Source organism: Curtobacterium sp. P97 (genome assembly GCF_023712445.1).
GTDB lineage: Bacteria > Actinomycetota > Actinomycetes > Actinomycetales > Microbacteriaceae > Curtobacterium.
Genome location: NZ_JAMAYF010000011.1, coordinates 85,656 through 100,411 on the forward strand (window position 1 = coordinate 85,656; position 14,756 = coordinate 100,411).

15 protein-coding genes are annotated in these 14,756 nt (G+C 68.4%); 3 read left to right on the forward strand and 12 right to left on the reverse strand.

Features of this window, described 5'->3' with window-relative positions; genetic code table 11:
- Positions 1-50: 50 nt before the first annotated feature.
- From nrdE to nrdH, 3 genes are all read right to left on the reverse strand, one after another.
- Positions 51-2,156, reverse strand: coding sequence for a class 1b ribonucleoside-diphosphate reductase subunit alpha (gene nrdE, locus M3677_RS12900; RefSeq protein ID WP_251155683.1), 2,106 nt, complete (start codon positions 2,154-2,156; stop codon positions 51-53).
- A 17-nt stretch (positions 2,157-2,173) separates the two neighbouring features.
- Complete coding sequence (nrdI, locus tag M3677_RS12905; RefSeq protein WP_209685912.1) at positions 2,174-2,590, reverse strand: class Ib ribonucleoside-diphosphate reductase assembly flavoprotein NrdI; 417 nt, start codon at positions 2,588-2,590, stop codon at positions 2,174-2,176.
- A 112-nt stretch (positions 2,591-2,702) separates the two neighbouring features.
- Positions 2,703-2,936 (reverse strand): glutaredoxin-like protein NrdH, encoded by a 234-nt coding sequence (gene nrdH / locus M3677_RS12910; RefSeq protein WP_058727719.1) that lies wholly within the window; start codon positions 2,934-2,936, stop codon positions 2,703-2,705.
- A gap of 412 nt (positions 2,937-3,348) precedes the next feature.
- On the opposite strand from nrdH, the gene M3677_RS12915 reads away from it, so the two are divergent.
- A complete protein-coding gene (locus M3677_RS12915) occupies positions 3,349-4,554 on the forward strand; it encodes an MFS transporter (protein WP_066656297.1) in 1,206 nt (401 codons plus the stop codon).
- 48 nt (positions 4,555-4,602) lie between these two features.
- Positions 4,603-5,421 carry an aldo/keto reductase gene (locus M3677_RS12920; protein ID WP_066656298.1) on the forward strand — a complete coding sequence of 273 codons (819 nt, stop codon included), beginning with the start codon at positions 4,603-4,605 and terminating at the stop codon, positions 5,419-5,421.
- A gap of 28 nt (positions 5,422-5,449) precedes the next feature.
- Here the strand turns inward: M3677_RS12920 and M3677_RS12925 are convergent, their stop codons facing one another.
- The 4 genes from M3677_RS12925 to M3677_RS12940 all read right to left on the reverse strand — a co-directional run bounded on the left by M3677_RS12925 (position 5,450) and on the right by M3677_RS12940 (position 9,266).
- Positions 5,450-6,034: an IS5 family transposase gene (locus M3677_RS12925; RefSeq protein ID WP_285844777.1), complete on the reverse strand. Its 585-nt coding sequence runs from the start codon at positions 6,032-6,034 to the stop codon at positions 5,450-5,452.
- Positions 6,035-6,104: 70 nt separating this feature from the next.
- Entirely contained in the window at positions 6,105-7,595 is a 1,491-nt protein-coding gene (locus M3677_RS12930; RefSeq protein ID WP_144411374.1) for an MFS transporter, read from the reverse strand.
- A gap of 94 nt (positions 7,596-7,689) precedes the next feature.
- Positions 7,690-8,319 carry a bifunctional 2-polyprenyl-6-hydroxyphenol methylase/3-demethylubiquinol 3-O-methyltransferase UbiG gene (locus M3677_RS12935; protein ID WP_209685916.1) on the reverse strand — a complete coding sequence of 210 codons (630 nt, stop codon included), beginning with the start codon at positions 8,317-8,319 and terminating at the stop codon, positions 7,690-7,692.
- Positions 8,316-9,266, reverse strand: a complete 951-nt coding sequence (locus M3677_RS12940) for an NAD(P)/FAD-dependent oxidoreductase (RefSeq protein ID WP_200884113.1) — start codon at positions 9,264-9,266, stop codon at positions 8,316-8,318. The genes M3677_RS12935 and M3677_RS12940 overlap by 4 nt, the downstream gene beginning before the upstream one ends.
- A 77-nt stretch (positions 9,267-9,343) precedes the next feature.
- Between M3677_RS12940 and M3677_RS12945 the strand changes: the two genes are divergently transcribed.
- Positions 9,344-9,919, forward strand: coding sequence for a helix-turn-helix domain-containing protein (locus M3677_RS12945; protein ID WP_066656309.1), 576 nt, complete (start codon positions 9,344-9,346; stop codon positions 9,917-9,919).
- Between the two features lie 762 nt (positions 9,920-10,681).
- Here M3677_RS12945 and M3677_RS12950 read toward each other — a convergent pair.
- The 5 genes from M3677_RS12950 to M3677_RS12970 form a co-directional block, all read right to left on the reverse strand.
- Positions 10,682-12,067: a LamG-like jellyroll fold domain-containing protein gene (locus M3677_RS12950; protein ID WP_144411376.1), complete on the reverse strand. Its 1,386-nt coding sequence runs from the start codon at positions 12,065-12,067 to the stop codon at positions 10,682-10,684.
- A gap of 65 nt (positions 12,068-12,132) precedes the next feature.
- Entirely contained in the window at positions 12,133-12,726 is a 594-nt protein-coding gene (locus tag M3677_RS12955) for a hypothetical protein (protein ID WP_066656325.1), read from the reverse strand.
- 133 nt (positions 12,727-12,859) lie between these two features.
- Complete coding sequence (locus tag M3677_RS12960) at positions 12,860-13,066, reverse strand: tautomerase family protein (protein WP_066656327.1); 207 nt, start codon at positions 13,064-13,066, stop codon at positions 12,860-12,862.
- A gap of 39 nt (positions 13,067-13,105) precedes the next feature.
- Positions 13,106-14,008 carry an SDR family oxidoreductase gene (locus M3677_RS12965; protein WP_066656329.1) on the reverse strand — a complete coding sequence of 301 codons (903 nt, stop codon included), beginning with the start codon at positions 14,006-14,008 and terminating at the stop codon, positions 13,106-13,108.
- Complete coding sequence (locus tag M3677_RS12970; protein WP_066656331.1) at positions 14,008-14,748, reverse strand: SDR family oxidoreductase; 741 nt, start codon at positions 14,746-14,748, stop codon at positions 14,008-14,010. The genes M3677_RS12965 and M3677_RS12970 overlap by 1 nt, the downstream gene beginning before the upstream one ends.
- Positions 14,749-14,756 lie beyond the last annotated feature (8 nt).

The following is a 14,756-nucleotide window of genomic DNA, read 5'->3' on the forward strand; positions in this document are numbered from 1 at the left end:
GCGGGGCGGGGCGGGGCCCGCCCCGCGCCTCCAGGAAGAGAGCAGCAGCTCTACAGCATGCAGCTGACGCAGCCCTCGACCTCGGTGCCCTCGAGGGCGAGCTGGCGCAGACGGATGTAGTAGATCGTCTTGATGCCCTTGCGCCATGCGTAGATCTGGGCCTTGTTGATGTCGCGCGTGGTGGCGGTGTCCTTGAAGAACAGCGTCAGCGACAGGCCCTGGTCGACGTGCTGGGTGGCAGCCGCGTAGGTGTCGATGATCTTCTCGGCACCGATCTCGTACGCGTCCTGGTAGTAGTCCAGGTTGTCGTTCGTCATGAACGGCGCCGGGTAGTAGACGCGACCGAGCTTGCCTTCCTTGCGGATCTCGATCTTCGACGCGATCGGGTGGATCGACGACGTCGAGTGGTTGATGTACGAGATCGACCCGGTCGGCGGGACGGCCTGCAGGTTCTGGTTGTAGATGCCGTGCTCCTGGATGGACGCCTTCAGCGCCTTCCAGTCGTCCTGCGTCGGGATCGTGATGTTCGCGTCGTCGAACAGCGAGGCGACGCGCTGGGTCGCCGGCGTCCAGGCCTGGTCGGTGTACTTGTCGAAGAACTCACCCGACGCGTACTTCGAGTCGCGGAAGCCGTCGAACGTCTCCCCCGTCTCGATCGCGATGTTGTTCGAGGCGCGCAGGGCGTGGAACAGCACCGTGTAGAAGTAGATGTTCGTGAAGTCGATGCCCTCGTCGGAGCCGTAGAAGACGCGCTCACGAGCGAGGTAGCCGTGCAGGTTCATCTGGCCGAGGCCGATGGCGTGCGACTTGTCGTTGCCGTCCTCGACGGAGCGGACCGACGAGATGTGCGACATCTGCGAGACCGAGGTCAGGCCGCGGATCGCGGTCTCGATGGTCTTGCCGAAGTCCGGCGAGTCCATCGTCAGCGCGATGTTCAGCGAGCCGAGGTTGCAGGAGATGTCCTTGCCGATCTCCTTGTAGGACAGGTCCTCGTTGAAGGTCGTCGGGGTGTTGACCTGCAGGATCTCCGAGCACAGGTTGGACATGTTGATCCGACCCTTGATCGGGTTGGCCTTGTTCACCGTGTCCTCGAACACGATGTACGGGTAGCCCGACTCGAACTGGATCTCGGCGATGGTCGTGAAGAAGTCACGCGCCTTGATCTTCGTCTTCTTGATGCGCGAGTCGTCGACCATCGCGCGGTAGTTCTCGGAGATCGGGACGTCGCCGAAGGGCATCCCGTAGACCTTCTCGACGTCGTACGGCGAGAACAGGTACATGTCCTCGTTGTTCTTCGCGAGCTCGAACGTGATGTCCGGCACGACGACACCGAGCGACAGCGTCTTGATGCGGATCTTCTCGTCCGCGTTCTCACGCTTGGTGTCGAGGAACTTCATGATGTCGGGGTGGTGCGCCGACAGGTAGACGGCACCGGCACCCTGACGCGCGCCGAGCTGGTTCGCGTACGAGAAGGAGTCTTCCAGCAGCTTCATCACGGGGATGATGCCCGACGACTGGTTCTCGATCTGCTTGATCGGGGCGCCGGCCTCGCGGATGTTGGAGAGCAGCAGGGCCACGCCACCGCCGCGCTTGGAGAGCTGCAGCGACGAGTTGATCCCGCGCGAGATCGACTCCATGTTGTCCTCGATGCGGAGGAGGAAGCAGGAGACGAGCTCGCCGCGCTGGGCCTTCGCGGTGTTGAGGAACGTCGGGGTCGCGGGCTGGAAGCGGCCGGCGATGATCTCCTCGACGAGGTCGATCGCGAGCTGCTCGTTGCCCTGCGCGAGGCCGAGGGCGGTCATCACGACGCGGTCCTCGAAGCGCTCGAGGTAGCGCTTGCCGTCGAACGTCTTGAGCGTGTAGCTCGTGTAGTACTTGAACGCACCGAGGAACGTCTGGAACCGGAACTTCTTGGAGTACGCCAGGTCGTTGAGCTGCTGGATGAAGTCGAGCGAGTACTGCTCGATCGTCGCGGCTTCGTAGTACTCGTTCTCGACCAGGTAGTCGAGCCGCTCCTTCAGGTTGTGGAAGAAGACGGTGTTCTGGTTGACGTGCTGCAGGAAGAACTGCTTGGCGGCCTCACGATCCTTGTCGAACTGGATGTTCCCGTCCGCGTCGTAGAGGTTGAGCATCGCGTTGAGGGAGTGGTAGTCCATCCCCGTCTGCGGCGACGTCAGATCGACGTCTGCAACTGCTGCGTCCAAAATGCATCCAATCCTGAGTTGACCGCCTGCACGTCGTCAGGCGTTCCGAAGAGTTCGAAGCGGTACAAGAGCGGGACGCCGCACTTCTCGGCGATGACGTCCCCGGCGAGGCCGTAGGCCGCGCCGAAGTTCGTGTTCCCTCCGACGATCACACCGCGGATGAGCGAGCGGTTGCGTTCGTCGTTGAGGAACTTGATGACCTGCTTGGGGACCGCGCCCTGACCGTTGCCGCCACCGTAGGTGGGCAGCACGAGTACGTACGGCTCGTCCGCGTGGAGGAACGGGTCGCTCGGGAGGAGCGGGATGCGGTCCGCGTCACGGCCGAGCTTCTCGACGAAGCGGGCCGTGTAACCGGACACGCTCGAGAAGTAGACGAGGCGACTCATGTGCGCGCTCCTTGTGAGAGGTGCGGACAGCAGATCAGGGGTGGCCCGTCGGAGGTGCTGCGCGCCTCCCGGCCGGCGGAGCTGCGGGCCCCGGTGACGGGACCCGCACGGCTCACGCGAGTTCGGCGCTGAGCGTCGCGATCTTGTCGGGACGGAAGCCCGACCAGTGGTCGTCGTCGGTCACGACGACGGGGGCCTGCATGTAGCCGAGGCTCTTGACGTGCTCGAGCGCTGCTTCGTCGGCGGAGACGTCGAGCACCTCGTACTGGATGCCCTTGTTGTCGAGCGCGCGGTACGTCGCGGTGCACTGGACGCAGGACGGCTTGGTGTAGACGGTGACGGCCATGGTCTCCCCTGGTTCTTGCTGGTGTCGTGCTTGCTGTGGAGGTGGTGCTGATGCCACGTGTGCAGGTGGTGCAGGTAGCTGCGCAGACGTGTCCGGGAAGGGGCCGCTGCGATGTCTCCACACTACATCTAGTGGCTGACTGCCGCACCGACCACTAGAGGAAGTGTTACAGCCGTGTAGTTCTCCACAAGCCCTTCCACAGTGTGCACAGCTCGGGGAGGCCCGCGGTTCCGCCAGTCTGCGGCCGACCACCGACACTTCCCCACACTCGTGGAGAGCCTCGATCCACAGGTGTGGAATCGACGCGTCGGCGTGTCGCGGCAGCCCGTGCCGAGCACCGTGGGCACCAGGTCTGTCCACAGCACCCCCGGACGGGTGACGGCACGTTCCGTCCGGTCGGTACGCTCGTCCCGTGAGCGCCTACGGACCCCTGCTGAAGACCCCCGGAGTCGGTCGCGTCATCGCAGCACAGCTCACCGCGCGCTTCCCGTTCGGCATGCTCTCGCTCGCCTACCTGCTGCACGTCGAGCACGTGTTCCACTCCTACGGCGCCGCGGGTCTCGTCCTCGCGACGACGAGCATCGGCCAGGCGATCGCCGGCCCGCTCACCAGCCGCTGGATGGGCAGCTGGGGCATGCGGCCGGTGCTGGTCCTGACGAGCGCCGTCGCCCTGGCGAGCATGGTCGTGATCGCGTTCGTCACGATGCCGCTCTGGGGGTACGTCGTCGTCGGGTTCCTCGGCGGGCTGGCGGTCCCGCCCGTGCAGCCCGCGGTGCGCACCATCTACCCGAAGATGGTGACCTCGTCGCAGCTCACCCCCCTGTTCTCGCTCGACGCCAGTGCGCAGGAGCTCATCTGGGTCGCCGGCCCGGTCATCACCACGTTCGTCGCGACGCAGGTCGGCACGGTGCAGGCGATCGTCGTCGCCATGGTGTTCCTGGTCGTGGGCGGCGTGTGGTTCATCGCCTCCCCCGAGCTCGGTCGCGTCCGCATCCCCCGGTCGAAGCGCGCGTTCGGTGTCGTGCTGAAGCGGCCGTCGGTGATCGTCGCGACGCTGACCGGCCTGCTGCTCATCGGCGCGTGCTCGGCGGTCGAGGCGAGCGTCACCAGCGTCTTCGGAGAGGGCAGTCCGAACGCCGGCATCGTCCTCGCGGTGTTCGCGGTCGGGTCGCTCGCCGGCGGCCTCGCGCTCGGACACCGACCGATCTCGAAGAACACGCTCTGGGCGCGCATGTCGATCGTCTTCGTCGGGCTCGCGCTCGCGGTCGGCGGCACCGACTTCTGGTGGCTCTGCCTGGCCCTCGTCATCGCCGGCGCCGGCATCGCACCGGCACTCGCGGTCATGTTCGGCTCGGTGTCCGCGACGGTCAAGTTCTCCGACACGGCCGAGGCCTACGGCTGGATGGGCACCGGCCAGCTCATCGGCGCCGCGGGCGGGTCCGCCGTCGCGGGCTTCCTCATCGACGCGAACGGCCCGACCGGCGGCATGACCGTCGGAGCGGTGATGGCGGCGGCGGGGGTCGTCCTGCCGCTCGTGACGAAGCGGTGGTTGCCCGACCTGCGCGGCCGCGACGCGAGCCCCCTCCCCGACACCGAGCCGGTCACGCTGCCGAGCTGACGGCCGGGAGGCACGACGCACCCCCGCCCCGATGGGCAGGATGGGTGCATGGTCACCTCCTTCCCCCTCCGCGACGGCCGGTCGATCCCCGCGATCGGGTTCGGCGTCTACAAGGTCGACGACGCCGAGGCGGAGACCGCCGTCCGCCTGGCGCTCGACGCCGGGTACCGCCACGTCGACACGGCCGAGATGTACGGCAACGAAGCCGGCGTCGGGAAGGCGATCCGTGCCTCCCGGCTGGACCGCGACGACGTCTTCGTGACCACCAAGGTGTGGAACGACCACCAGGGGCGCGACGCGACCCTGCGGGCGTTCGACGCGAGCCTCGAGCGGCTCGGACTCGACGCCGTCGACCTGTACCTCATCCACTGGCCGGCGGCGGCGAACGGCCGGTACGTCGAGACGTGGCGGACGCTCGTCGAGCTGCGCGAGCAGGGTCGGGCGCGGAGCGTGGGCGTCTCGAACTTCCAGGTGCCGCACCTGCAGCGGGTGGTCGACGAGACGGGCGAGGTGCCGGCCGTCAACCAGGTCGAGCGCCACCCGTGGCTGCCGCAGCGCGAGCTGATCGAGTTCCACGAGGAGCACGGCATCCGGACCGAGGCGTGGTCGCCGCTCGGACGTGGGCGGCTCGTCGACGACCCGGTGCTCACGCGGATCGCGGACGCGCACGGGGTGAGCGTGGCGCAGGTGCTCGTGCGGTGGAACGTGCAGCAGGGGGTCGTCGTGCTGCCGAAGTCGGTGACGCCGTCGCGCATCCGGGCGAACATCGACGTCGACGGGTTCGAGCTGACCGACGAGGACCTGACCGCGATCGCCGGTCTCGAGAACGGACAGCGGACCGGGTCGCACCCGGACTCGGTGTCCTGATGCCGTCGCCGTCGCCGTCGCCGGGGATCTAGAGCGTGTCTCCTGAATGGTGGGTCCAGGCGATGACGGCGTTGAGCACGACGGCTGAGCGGTAGACGATCGCGAGGTCGTCGTACCTCGTCGCCAGGGCTCGCCATTGCTTGAGGCGACAGAAGCCACGCTCGACGACGTTCCGGTTCCTGTAGTCGATGCGGTCGTAGGTCACGGGTCTCCCGCCGCGGGAACCACGCCGTTTCCGGTGTCCTTGCTGGTCGCGAGGCTCGGGGATCACGGACTCGATACCGCGGTCGCGCAGGTGTTGCCGGATCGCTTTGGATGAGTACGCCTTGTCACCGCGGAGCCGGTCCGGTCGGGTCCGCGGCCTGCCGACCGGACGGGCCACTTCGAGCGCTGCCAGCAGCGGCAGCAGCCTCGGTGAGTCGCCGGCTTGTCCGGGCGTGATCAGGGTGACCAGGGGCAGCCCGTGGCCGTCGACGAGCTGGTGGACCTTCGTGGACAGGCCGCCGCGGGAGCGGCCGCATCCGTGATCAGGCGGCTCGAGCGTCCGCAACCGGACGGCCACGTTTGCCTGTCGGACTCGGCATGAACGACTGGATCGAAGACCACTGAGCATCGGAGAGCAGCTGGAATCATGTCACCACTACAGCGCGCCAGCGCTCTACCTGATCTTCAGCAGACACGCCCTAGTGCGTTGCAGCGGGAGTACTGGCGTGGGCTTCTTCCGATGTGGGGTCTTCGCTCTGCGCTCGCTTGCCGGAATTCCGGGTCAGGAGACCGGCGATCGTCGCGGCGAGGAAGAGCGCGGCGGACACCAGGAAAGCGGTCTGGTAGGCGGCAAGCGTCGTCGCACCTGTCGGTGTTCCCGAACCCTCTGTGAGGAGAGCAGTGGCGTAGACGGTGTTCAGCAGCGCGACGCCGAGAGCTCCGCCCAGCTGCTGCGTCGTGTTGATCGTGGCGCTGGCGACTCCGGAGTCAGCGTCCGTGACGCCGTTCAGCGCGGCGTTGTTGATCGCAACGTACGTCACACCGAGTCCGAGGCCCATCAGGATCTGGGAGGGCAGCACAACGGTGATCCAGGATGACGGGCCGATCGTGGTCAGCCACGCCATGCCTGCGGTAGCGAGGATGAGGCCGCCGACGATGAGGGGCTTGGCTCCGATGCGGGGCAAGAGGGATGAGGACAGCGTGGCACTCGCGACGATGCCGATGCTGAAGGGGAGGAACGCAAAGCCGGTCTGCAGCGGTGTGAAGCCGAGGGAGAGCTGCAGGTAGTAGGTGAGGAACAGGAACATACCGAACACCGCCGCGTTGGCAAGGAAGCCGGCAGAGAGCGCGCTGGCGCGGGTGCGGTTCGTCAGGATCCGTAGTGGGAGCATCGGGTTCTTCACCTTCGCCTGCACGAACACGAAGGCTGCGAGAAGCACGACGGCGCCGATGAGCGAGGCGATCGTGACGGCGCTGGTCCAGCCCGCGCCGGGTTCGGCGGCGTAGGTGAACCCGACGACGAGGAGAGCGGATCCGGCGGTGACGAGCACCGCGCCGAGAACGTCCAGGCGGCGCGAGCTCCCGGCGTGGCTCTCCCGAACGGCCCACATCGCCGTGATCACGGCGACGAGGGAGATCGGCACGTTGATGAACAGCGTCCAGCGCCAGTTGACGAATTCGGTCAGGACCCCGCCGAGGAGCAGACCGACTGCACCGCCAGCCCCCTGAACGGCCCCGTACGCGGCAAACGCCCGTGCTCGCTCACGCGGGTTGGTGAACGTGACGTTCAGCAAGGACAAGGCTGCGGGTGCGAGGGCTGCGGCGAACACACCCTGGGCGGCGCGAGCGGCGAACAGCATCTCTGGCGTTGAAGAGAGACCACCGATGGCGGACACGATCGCGAAGCCGATGAGCGAGATGACCAGGGTCTTCTTGCGCCCGACGATGTCCGCGATCCGACCGCCGAGCATCAGGAGCCCGCCGAAGGTGATGGCGTAGGCGGTCACGGCCCAGACGCGGTCAGCGTCCGAGATCCCGAGTTCCTGCTGCGCCTCCGGCAAGACGATGTTGATGATGGAGGCGTCGAGCACGACCATGAGGCTGGCCAGTGTGATCGCGACGAGGGCGAACCACTTCCGTGGGTTCTCCGGTGCGGACGGCGGCGGGGCGGTGACGGGTGAATCTGACACGTGGTGGTCCACTACTTTCGGGCAGGCCAAGGAGGCCCGAGGTGACGGGGAGGGTGGGGCAAGCACGAAGCACGAACCGGCTTCGGTTGGTCGGTCAAGGACGCTGGGCGATGATGACGTTGTCAGCGACGTCGGCGCGCTGCCCGTCAGGGCCGGACGCCTCACGCCACGCGGTCTCCTGCCGCACGATGCGCAGGTCTTCACCGAGGCCCAGCCGGGTCACCGCCTCGTTCGCGGTGGGGAACTCCTGGTCGTGGGCACCCCAGGACCATGGTGCCGATGACGCGTGGTCGATGACGACGAGGTACCCGCCCGGGGACAGGACTTCGGATGTGCGACCGATGATCGCGTTCCGGTCGATGTCCACTGGCGTGTGGAAGTAACAGGCGTACACCAGGTCGAACGGGCCGGCGGGGATGTCTCGAGCAAGATCCTTCCGGAAGGCACTCAGGCGCGGGCCCAACTCACTGCGCTGCGCTGCGTCGGTGACGCGTGCAATGGCGGTCGCGGAGACGTCTACCGCAGTGACGTGCCAGCCGTTGGAGGCGAGCCAGAGCGCATCCCCACCGTGTCCGCATCCGAGGTCCAGAGCACGAGCCGGGACAGGAGCCAGGTCATCCAGGACTGCAGCGAGGACTGCGTTCGGCCGGGTCCCCCAAGACGGGTCCATGCCCTGGTAGTGGGATTCCCAGAACCGCTCGCTCGGCGTGGTGTCCTCGCTCATCGCGTCTCCGCCTTCGCGCTGCCGCGGAGTGCGAGGCGGACGTCGTCGAGGACGAGAGCGTGGTTCACCGCGCCTGCGGCGAGGGCCGCGGTGCCGATGGAGACAGGGACGTTGGCCATCGCGTTGACCACGTTCCCGGCCGCCCACACCCCGTCGACGCTCGTCCTCCCGCTGGGGTCGACGGTGGCGAAGGACCCCCAGGGGTGTTCAGTGCGCTCGACCTCCAGCTGTCGCAGTGCCGCGTCCTGTGGGATCAGACGCGGTGCGGTGAAGATCGCGTCGAGCTCGATGGTCCGTCCATCGTCGAACTCCACGCCGGACAGCTGGTCACCTCGGGACAGCACACGCGTGACTCGCCCATCCTCGATCTGGATGCCGCGGGCGTCGAACGCCGCCTGGTCCTCACCGGTCGGCGCATCCGTGTCGTGTGCGAGGTAGATGATCTGGTCGGACCACTGTCGCAACAGTTGCGCTTGGAAGATGCTGCCGGGGCCGGTAGCCAGGATCCCGATCCGTCGGTCGCGCACTTCGTACCCGTCGCAGTACGGGCACGCCGCGACACCGCTGCCCCAACGCTCGGCGAGGCCATCGACGTCAGGCAGTTCATCGCTGGCACCCGTCGCCACAAGGAGCGCCCGCGCCAGCACGGTCCGGGAGTCATCGGTCTCCACCGCGAACCCGTCGCCCTCGTGACGGGTCGTCACAGCCGGAGTGTCCCAGATGGCACCGCCGTGGGCTTCGACTTCGGCCCGACCTACCGCGAGAAGCTCCAGCGGAGGTTTCCCGTCATGACCGAGGACACCGTGCATGTGGGCGGCGAACCTGTTCCGGGGTGCCCCCGCATCGAGCACAAGCACCTTGCGGCGCGCACGTCCGAGCATCAGCGCTGCGCTGAGGCCAGCACTACCGCCACCGAGTACCACGACATCCCACTCGAATCTGCTCACGTGATGACCCTGCAACACGGTGACCAGAACCTCAAACTGATTTGCGAGAATCGCAAAGGCGGGAGAGGCTGTACGGTATGGGACACGACGACCTCGATGCGGTGATGGACGGGCTCGGCGCGCGGCTGAGGGAGCAGCGGACGAGACGGGGCCTCCGGCTCGCCGACGTGAGCGAGATCACGGGAGTCTCGATCAGCATCCTGTCCAGGCTCGAATCAGGGGTCCGCGCTCCAAGCCTCGACGTGCTGCTGAAGATCGCCCGCGTCTTCCAGGTTCCTCTCGACGAGCTCGTCGGCGCGCCCGCATCCGGTGATCCACGTGTGCACCCCAAACCGGTCCGTCGCCACGGGATGATCTACCTTCCCCTCACCACGAGGCCGATCGGGGTTCAGGCCTTCAAGGTGATCCTGCCGGGTCGTGAGCCGGACGCGCGGATCTGCCAGAAGACCCATGTCGGCTACGAGTGGGTGTTCGTTCTCACTGGGACGCTGCACCTGCAGATCGGCTCGACACTCACGGTGCTCGATGCTGGAGAGGTGGCCGAGTTCGACACGGCAGCGCCGCACGGCATGGCCAGCGGCACGACGAACCCGGTCGAGGTCCTGACCCTCTTCAGCGCACAGGGCGAGCAGCTGCACATCCGCGACGCCTGACCGTCGAGACTGCTCGCCAGGGTTGACGGTCGAACACAGAGAACCCGCGGTGTGGCGCCTTGCCGACCGCGTCACCTACGAGCGCGGGGCAGGGTTCCCAGGAGCGCCGAAGTTGATGAGCTCAGGAGGGCGTCCCAGAGACAGAGATGCCGCACCGCAATCTCCGGTTGGTCGGCCTACGCGGTGTGACCTGCAACGCGGAGTGGGCACAGGGCAGAGCTGCCCTGTGCGGACACCCTCCGTGCGGCGTGTGCCGTCGGGGCCGGCGTTGTGCTCCACGAGTCGAGCCAACCGCCGTTTCGTCACCTGTCAACGTATGTTGACGTGCCGTATCGGGCCGCGCCTCCGCGTCCCCTGACAAGAGCTCCTTCCGGTCAGCGAACTTCGTTGAAGCGAGGTCTGCTGGCCGAACCCGCGTTCACGACGCCACACGCGGCAGCCCCGAGTGGGCGAAAGTCGGACCCGTCACCCGACGACATCAACGCCGTTGTGCAACGGCGATCGTCGCTGCACCCGCACCCGAGCGGACGGCCAGTCGACGCCGCCGGCGCTACAGACAGGATCGGTCCGACCTACCAAGACTTCTTCACCAACGGAGATGCCAGTGGTACGCGCGTCCGTTCGGCTGGGGTCCAGAGAAATCGCACCGGACTGATCTGCCGACGACTCGGTTTGAACATGCGCTTGACTCCCGGCTCGGCGGGCGGGCCCCGTTCCCGAGTGACCAGGGCCTGCGTGCCTACTGCTTCGGCGTCCTGCCGGTCATCTGCCGACGGCAAAGTGTTCCTGCACCGCGGCCGCCGGCAGCGTGTCTTCATATACGGCGACGTTGTCGAGGTTGCCCTTGAAGTGGAATGTCGTGTGGTTGCCGGGCCAGCCGTTGAGGTTGTCGAAGCCGATCCGCCACCACCCGGTGCTGACCTCTGCTCTGGCGTTCGAGCTCGCGGCGACCTGTTCGCCGTCGACGTACAGCCGCATGCCCGACGCGTCCATGGTCGCGGTGGCGAGGTGCCAGACGCCGTCGTTCAGGCCGGCTGCGGAGCTGATCGCGATGTTGGTGCCGTTGTAGGCGCCGAAGTGCACGGCGCCCTCGTCGGAGAGGTAGAGCTGTCGGTCGTACTTGGTGGACTGGTCCGAGCGGAGGTTGCCGAAGCCGAGGAGCATCCCGCCGGTCGTCGTCGTGGTCCGGAACCACGTTTCGATCGCGAAGATCTGCGGTGCATCGACCGCCGCGTCCGTGATCACCTGCCCCCGCACCCCGCCCGTCAGCAGGGACGGACTGTCCCCGGCTCGGCAGGTGCCCGGGGCGAGCGAGACTCCCGAGGTGAGGGTGCCGTGGCGACCGTTCCCGGATCCGTCGGCCGCGGAGGTGCCGGGGGCGTCGTCGAACCGGTAGGTCAGGTACGTGTGTGCGAACGGCGCTCGCTGCAGACACGGGAACGTCGCGGTGGCGAGCCGGGTACCCGTGTTCGCCGCGGTGGCCGTGAACGCTGCGCGAGCGGCATCGTCCACCACGATCACCACGGCGAGGACGGCGGCGAGTGCACCGACGAAGACCACGCTCCGGGCACGTTCCGCGCGGACGGACCGCCGTCGTCGCCGACCGTGCCCGACCGCACGGGTCACCTCGGGTCCGCCTGGGCTGCCCAGGCGGGACGAGAGCACGAGGGCGCCCCCGAGTCCGAGCGTCGCCGCGGCGAGCCTGCCGACGTCGTGCTCGCGGACCCACAGTGCAGGGAGACCGACCAGCGGGACCCGGAGCACACCGACCCCGCGGACGTCCTCCGGCTCCACCGTCCGGGCATCGGGCGTGGGGTTCGCGTCACCGCGGAGTTGCAGGGAACCCGACGGCGTCCGCGCGACGAGTCGGTGCAGCAGCAGCGCTTCCGGGTGGTCGGGGTCCTCGACCAGCAGCACCTGCCCGATCGTCACCTCCCGATCGTGGACCGGCATCGCGACGACCACGTCACCTGGGAGGATCTTCGGCGCCATGGATCCCGACACCACCGTCGTGGGGGTCCACGCCCATGACGCAGGCAGCGCTGCCCAGAGCAGGAGGCTCACGGTGACCACGAGGACCGTGCGGCCGAGCAGTGCCGCAGCGAACACCACCCAGGTCGAGGCGGAGGCGTGCCCGGATCGTGTCACCGCGACAGCCGAGGGCTGTTCGCGTCGTCCGTCCGGACGCAGGGTGACGTCGGCCACGGCCGGGCTCAGGAACTCTGCGCTTCCCAGGTGAGACCGATGCGCGCGGTCCCGTTCTGGGCAGAGTTCGGCGTCGCGGCGTCGAGCGCGACCGTCACCTGGTACGTGCGCGACTCGGAGGAACCGCCGGCGGTGCGCCAGGTGCCGATGCCGTTCGAGAACCTCGTGGCGGTCGATCCGAGGTCGGCGAGGGAGCCCGACCAGACCGCGGCGGGCGAGAGCGGGGTGAAGCCGCTGCACTTGCCGAAGGACCCGCCGGTGCCCTCGGTGACGGTGACGTGCAAGGAGCTCGACAGTGCGTTGGTGGTCGCCGGGTCCGTGCCGTACAGCTTCACCGTCGAGGGGAGTGAGCCGGTCGACGTGACGACGATGCACGATGTCCGCGTGTCACCGGGCTGCAGCCCGGAGGCCGTGAAGAGCGCGGTGTCGGAATCGTCGTCACTGAGCGAGACGGACCCGGCAGACCAGGTGTTCGGGGCGTTGCTCGTCGTGGCCGAGAAGGCGGCGTAGGACGCCTGGGCGATGACGAGGCCGGAGGCCAGGACAGCCGTCGGGACGACGGCGAGGGCGATGGTGCGGCGTGCTCGAGACGTGAGGTGCACGGGGTTCCTTCGGGGAGGGCGCCACACCGTCGTCGGTGGACGCGAGCATGTGCAGGACGAGGGAGCGCGGATCGACTCCCGGTGCGGGGCGCGGCGGGGCCGTGCTGTCGGTCCCCGCCGCGCCCGGAGATGGTCAGACGCGGCCGAGCATCGCCTCGTTGAGGATGGTGCCGCCGAGCATCCAGCCGCCGTCGGCGACCTCGTCGAGGATGACGAGCGTCGTGGGTCGGGCTCGCTCGCCGTAGACGTCGACGATGGCGTCGGTGACGGCGTCCTGCAGCTTCTTCTTCGACTCCGGGGTCAGGGTGTCAGCGGGGACCTTGATGTTGGCGAAGGGCATGGTGTTCCTCTCGGTGGGGTGTCCCGGACGTTCCGGGGGTCAGAGCGCGGCGTTCGGGGACAGGAGGTCCTCGATGCCGACGCGGTGGTAGAACTCGGATCGGATGCGGTCGGCGACCGCCGAGACGACCTCGCTGCCGTCACGGGAGGGGTCGACGTGGGTCCGGAACGGGCGGGCGCCGTCGGCCAGGCCGACCACGCGCACGATCTCGTCGGCGACGTCCTGCACGTCGGCGTCGGCCGGCACGATCGCGGCGAGGCGGTCGGTCAGGTCGCGCCGGAGCGCCCCGTACTCCGTGTCGTGTTCGTCGACGCGGGCGGTGTCCGTCGGGACGGCGGCGTTCGTGAAGTGGTTCGTGCCCGAGGTGAAGGCGCCCGGGACCACGATCGTGGTGTCGATGCCGAAGCGGATCAGTTCCGCCGCGTAGCTCTCAGCCAGGGCGTCCATGCCGGCCTTCGCCGCGAAGTACGGCGCCAGGAACGGCGGGTGGCCGCCGCGGGTGGCCGAGCTGCCGACCCAGACGACGAGTCCGGACCGGCGCGCCCGCAGGTGTGGCAGGACGGCACGTGCGACGCGCTGGGCGCCGACGACGTTGACGTCGTACAGGGCGGCGAACTGTTCCGGCGTGAACGCCTCGGCCGGACCGTAGGCCATGTGGCCGGCGTTCTGCACCAGCACGTCGATGCGCCCGTGCGCACGGATCACGGTGCTGACCGCCTCGTCGACGGACTGCTCCGACTGCACGTCGAGCTCGACCGCGCCGAGCTGCAGGCCCTCGCGCACGGCGAGGTCGTCGAGCGCGGCACGGGCGGGCGCGTTCCGGCCGTCGACCGCACGCATCCCGGCGACGACGACGTGCCCCGCCCGCGCGAGCGACTCCGCCGTCAGCCGGCCGAAGCCGCTCGACGCGCCCGTGACGAGGACGACCCGCGGCGTCGGCATCAGACCATCCCGCCGTTGGCGCGGATGGTCTGGCCGTTGACCCAGTGCCCGTCGGGCCCGGCGAGGAACGCGACGACACCGGCGATGTCCTCCGGCATGCCGAGCCGTTCGAGGGGCGGGACCTTCGCCAGGGTGTCGATCTGGTCCTGCGTCTTGCCGTCGAGGAACAGCTCGGTCGCCGTCGGCCCCGGGGCCACCACGTTCGCCGTGACGTCCCGGCCGCGGAGCTCCTTCGCGAGGATCATCGTCATGCCCTCGACCGCGCTCTTGCTCGCGACGTAGGCGCCGTAGGTCGGGAACTGCGTCCCCACGACCGACGTCGACATGCCGACGAACGCCCCGCCGGCCCGGAGACGACGGGCAGCCTGCTGCGCGACGACGAAGGTGCCGCGGATGTTCGTCCGGTGCAGTGCGTCGAGGACGTCGAGGTCCTGGTCGGCGATCGTCGACAGCGCAAGGCGGCCGGCGGAGTGCACGACGACGTCGACGCCGCCGTGTTCGGCCTCGACTCGGTCGAACATCGCGGCCACGGCGTGCTCGTCCGCGACGTCGGCCTGCACGGCGACGCCACGGCCGCCCGTCCGCTCGATCTCGGCGACGGTGTCCTCGGCGGCGGCCGTCCCGCTGGCGTGGTTGACGACGACCGTGAAGCCGTCCGCGGCGAGCCGGATCGAGACGGCGCGGCCGATGCCGCGAGAGCCGCCGGTGACCAGGGCGACGCGGCGAGGAGTGGTGCTCATCGTCTGTC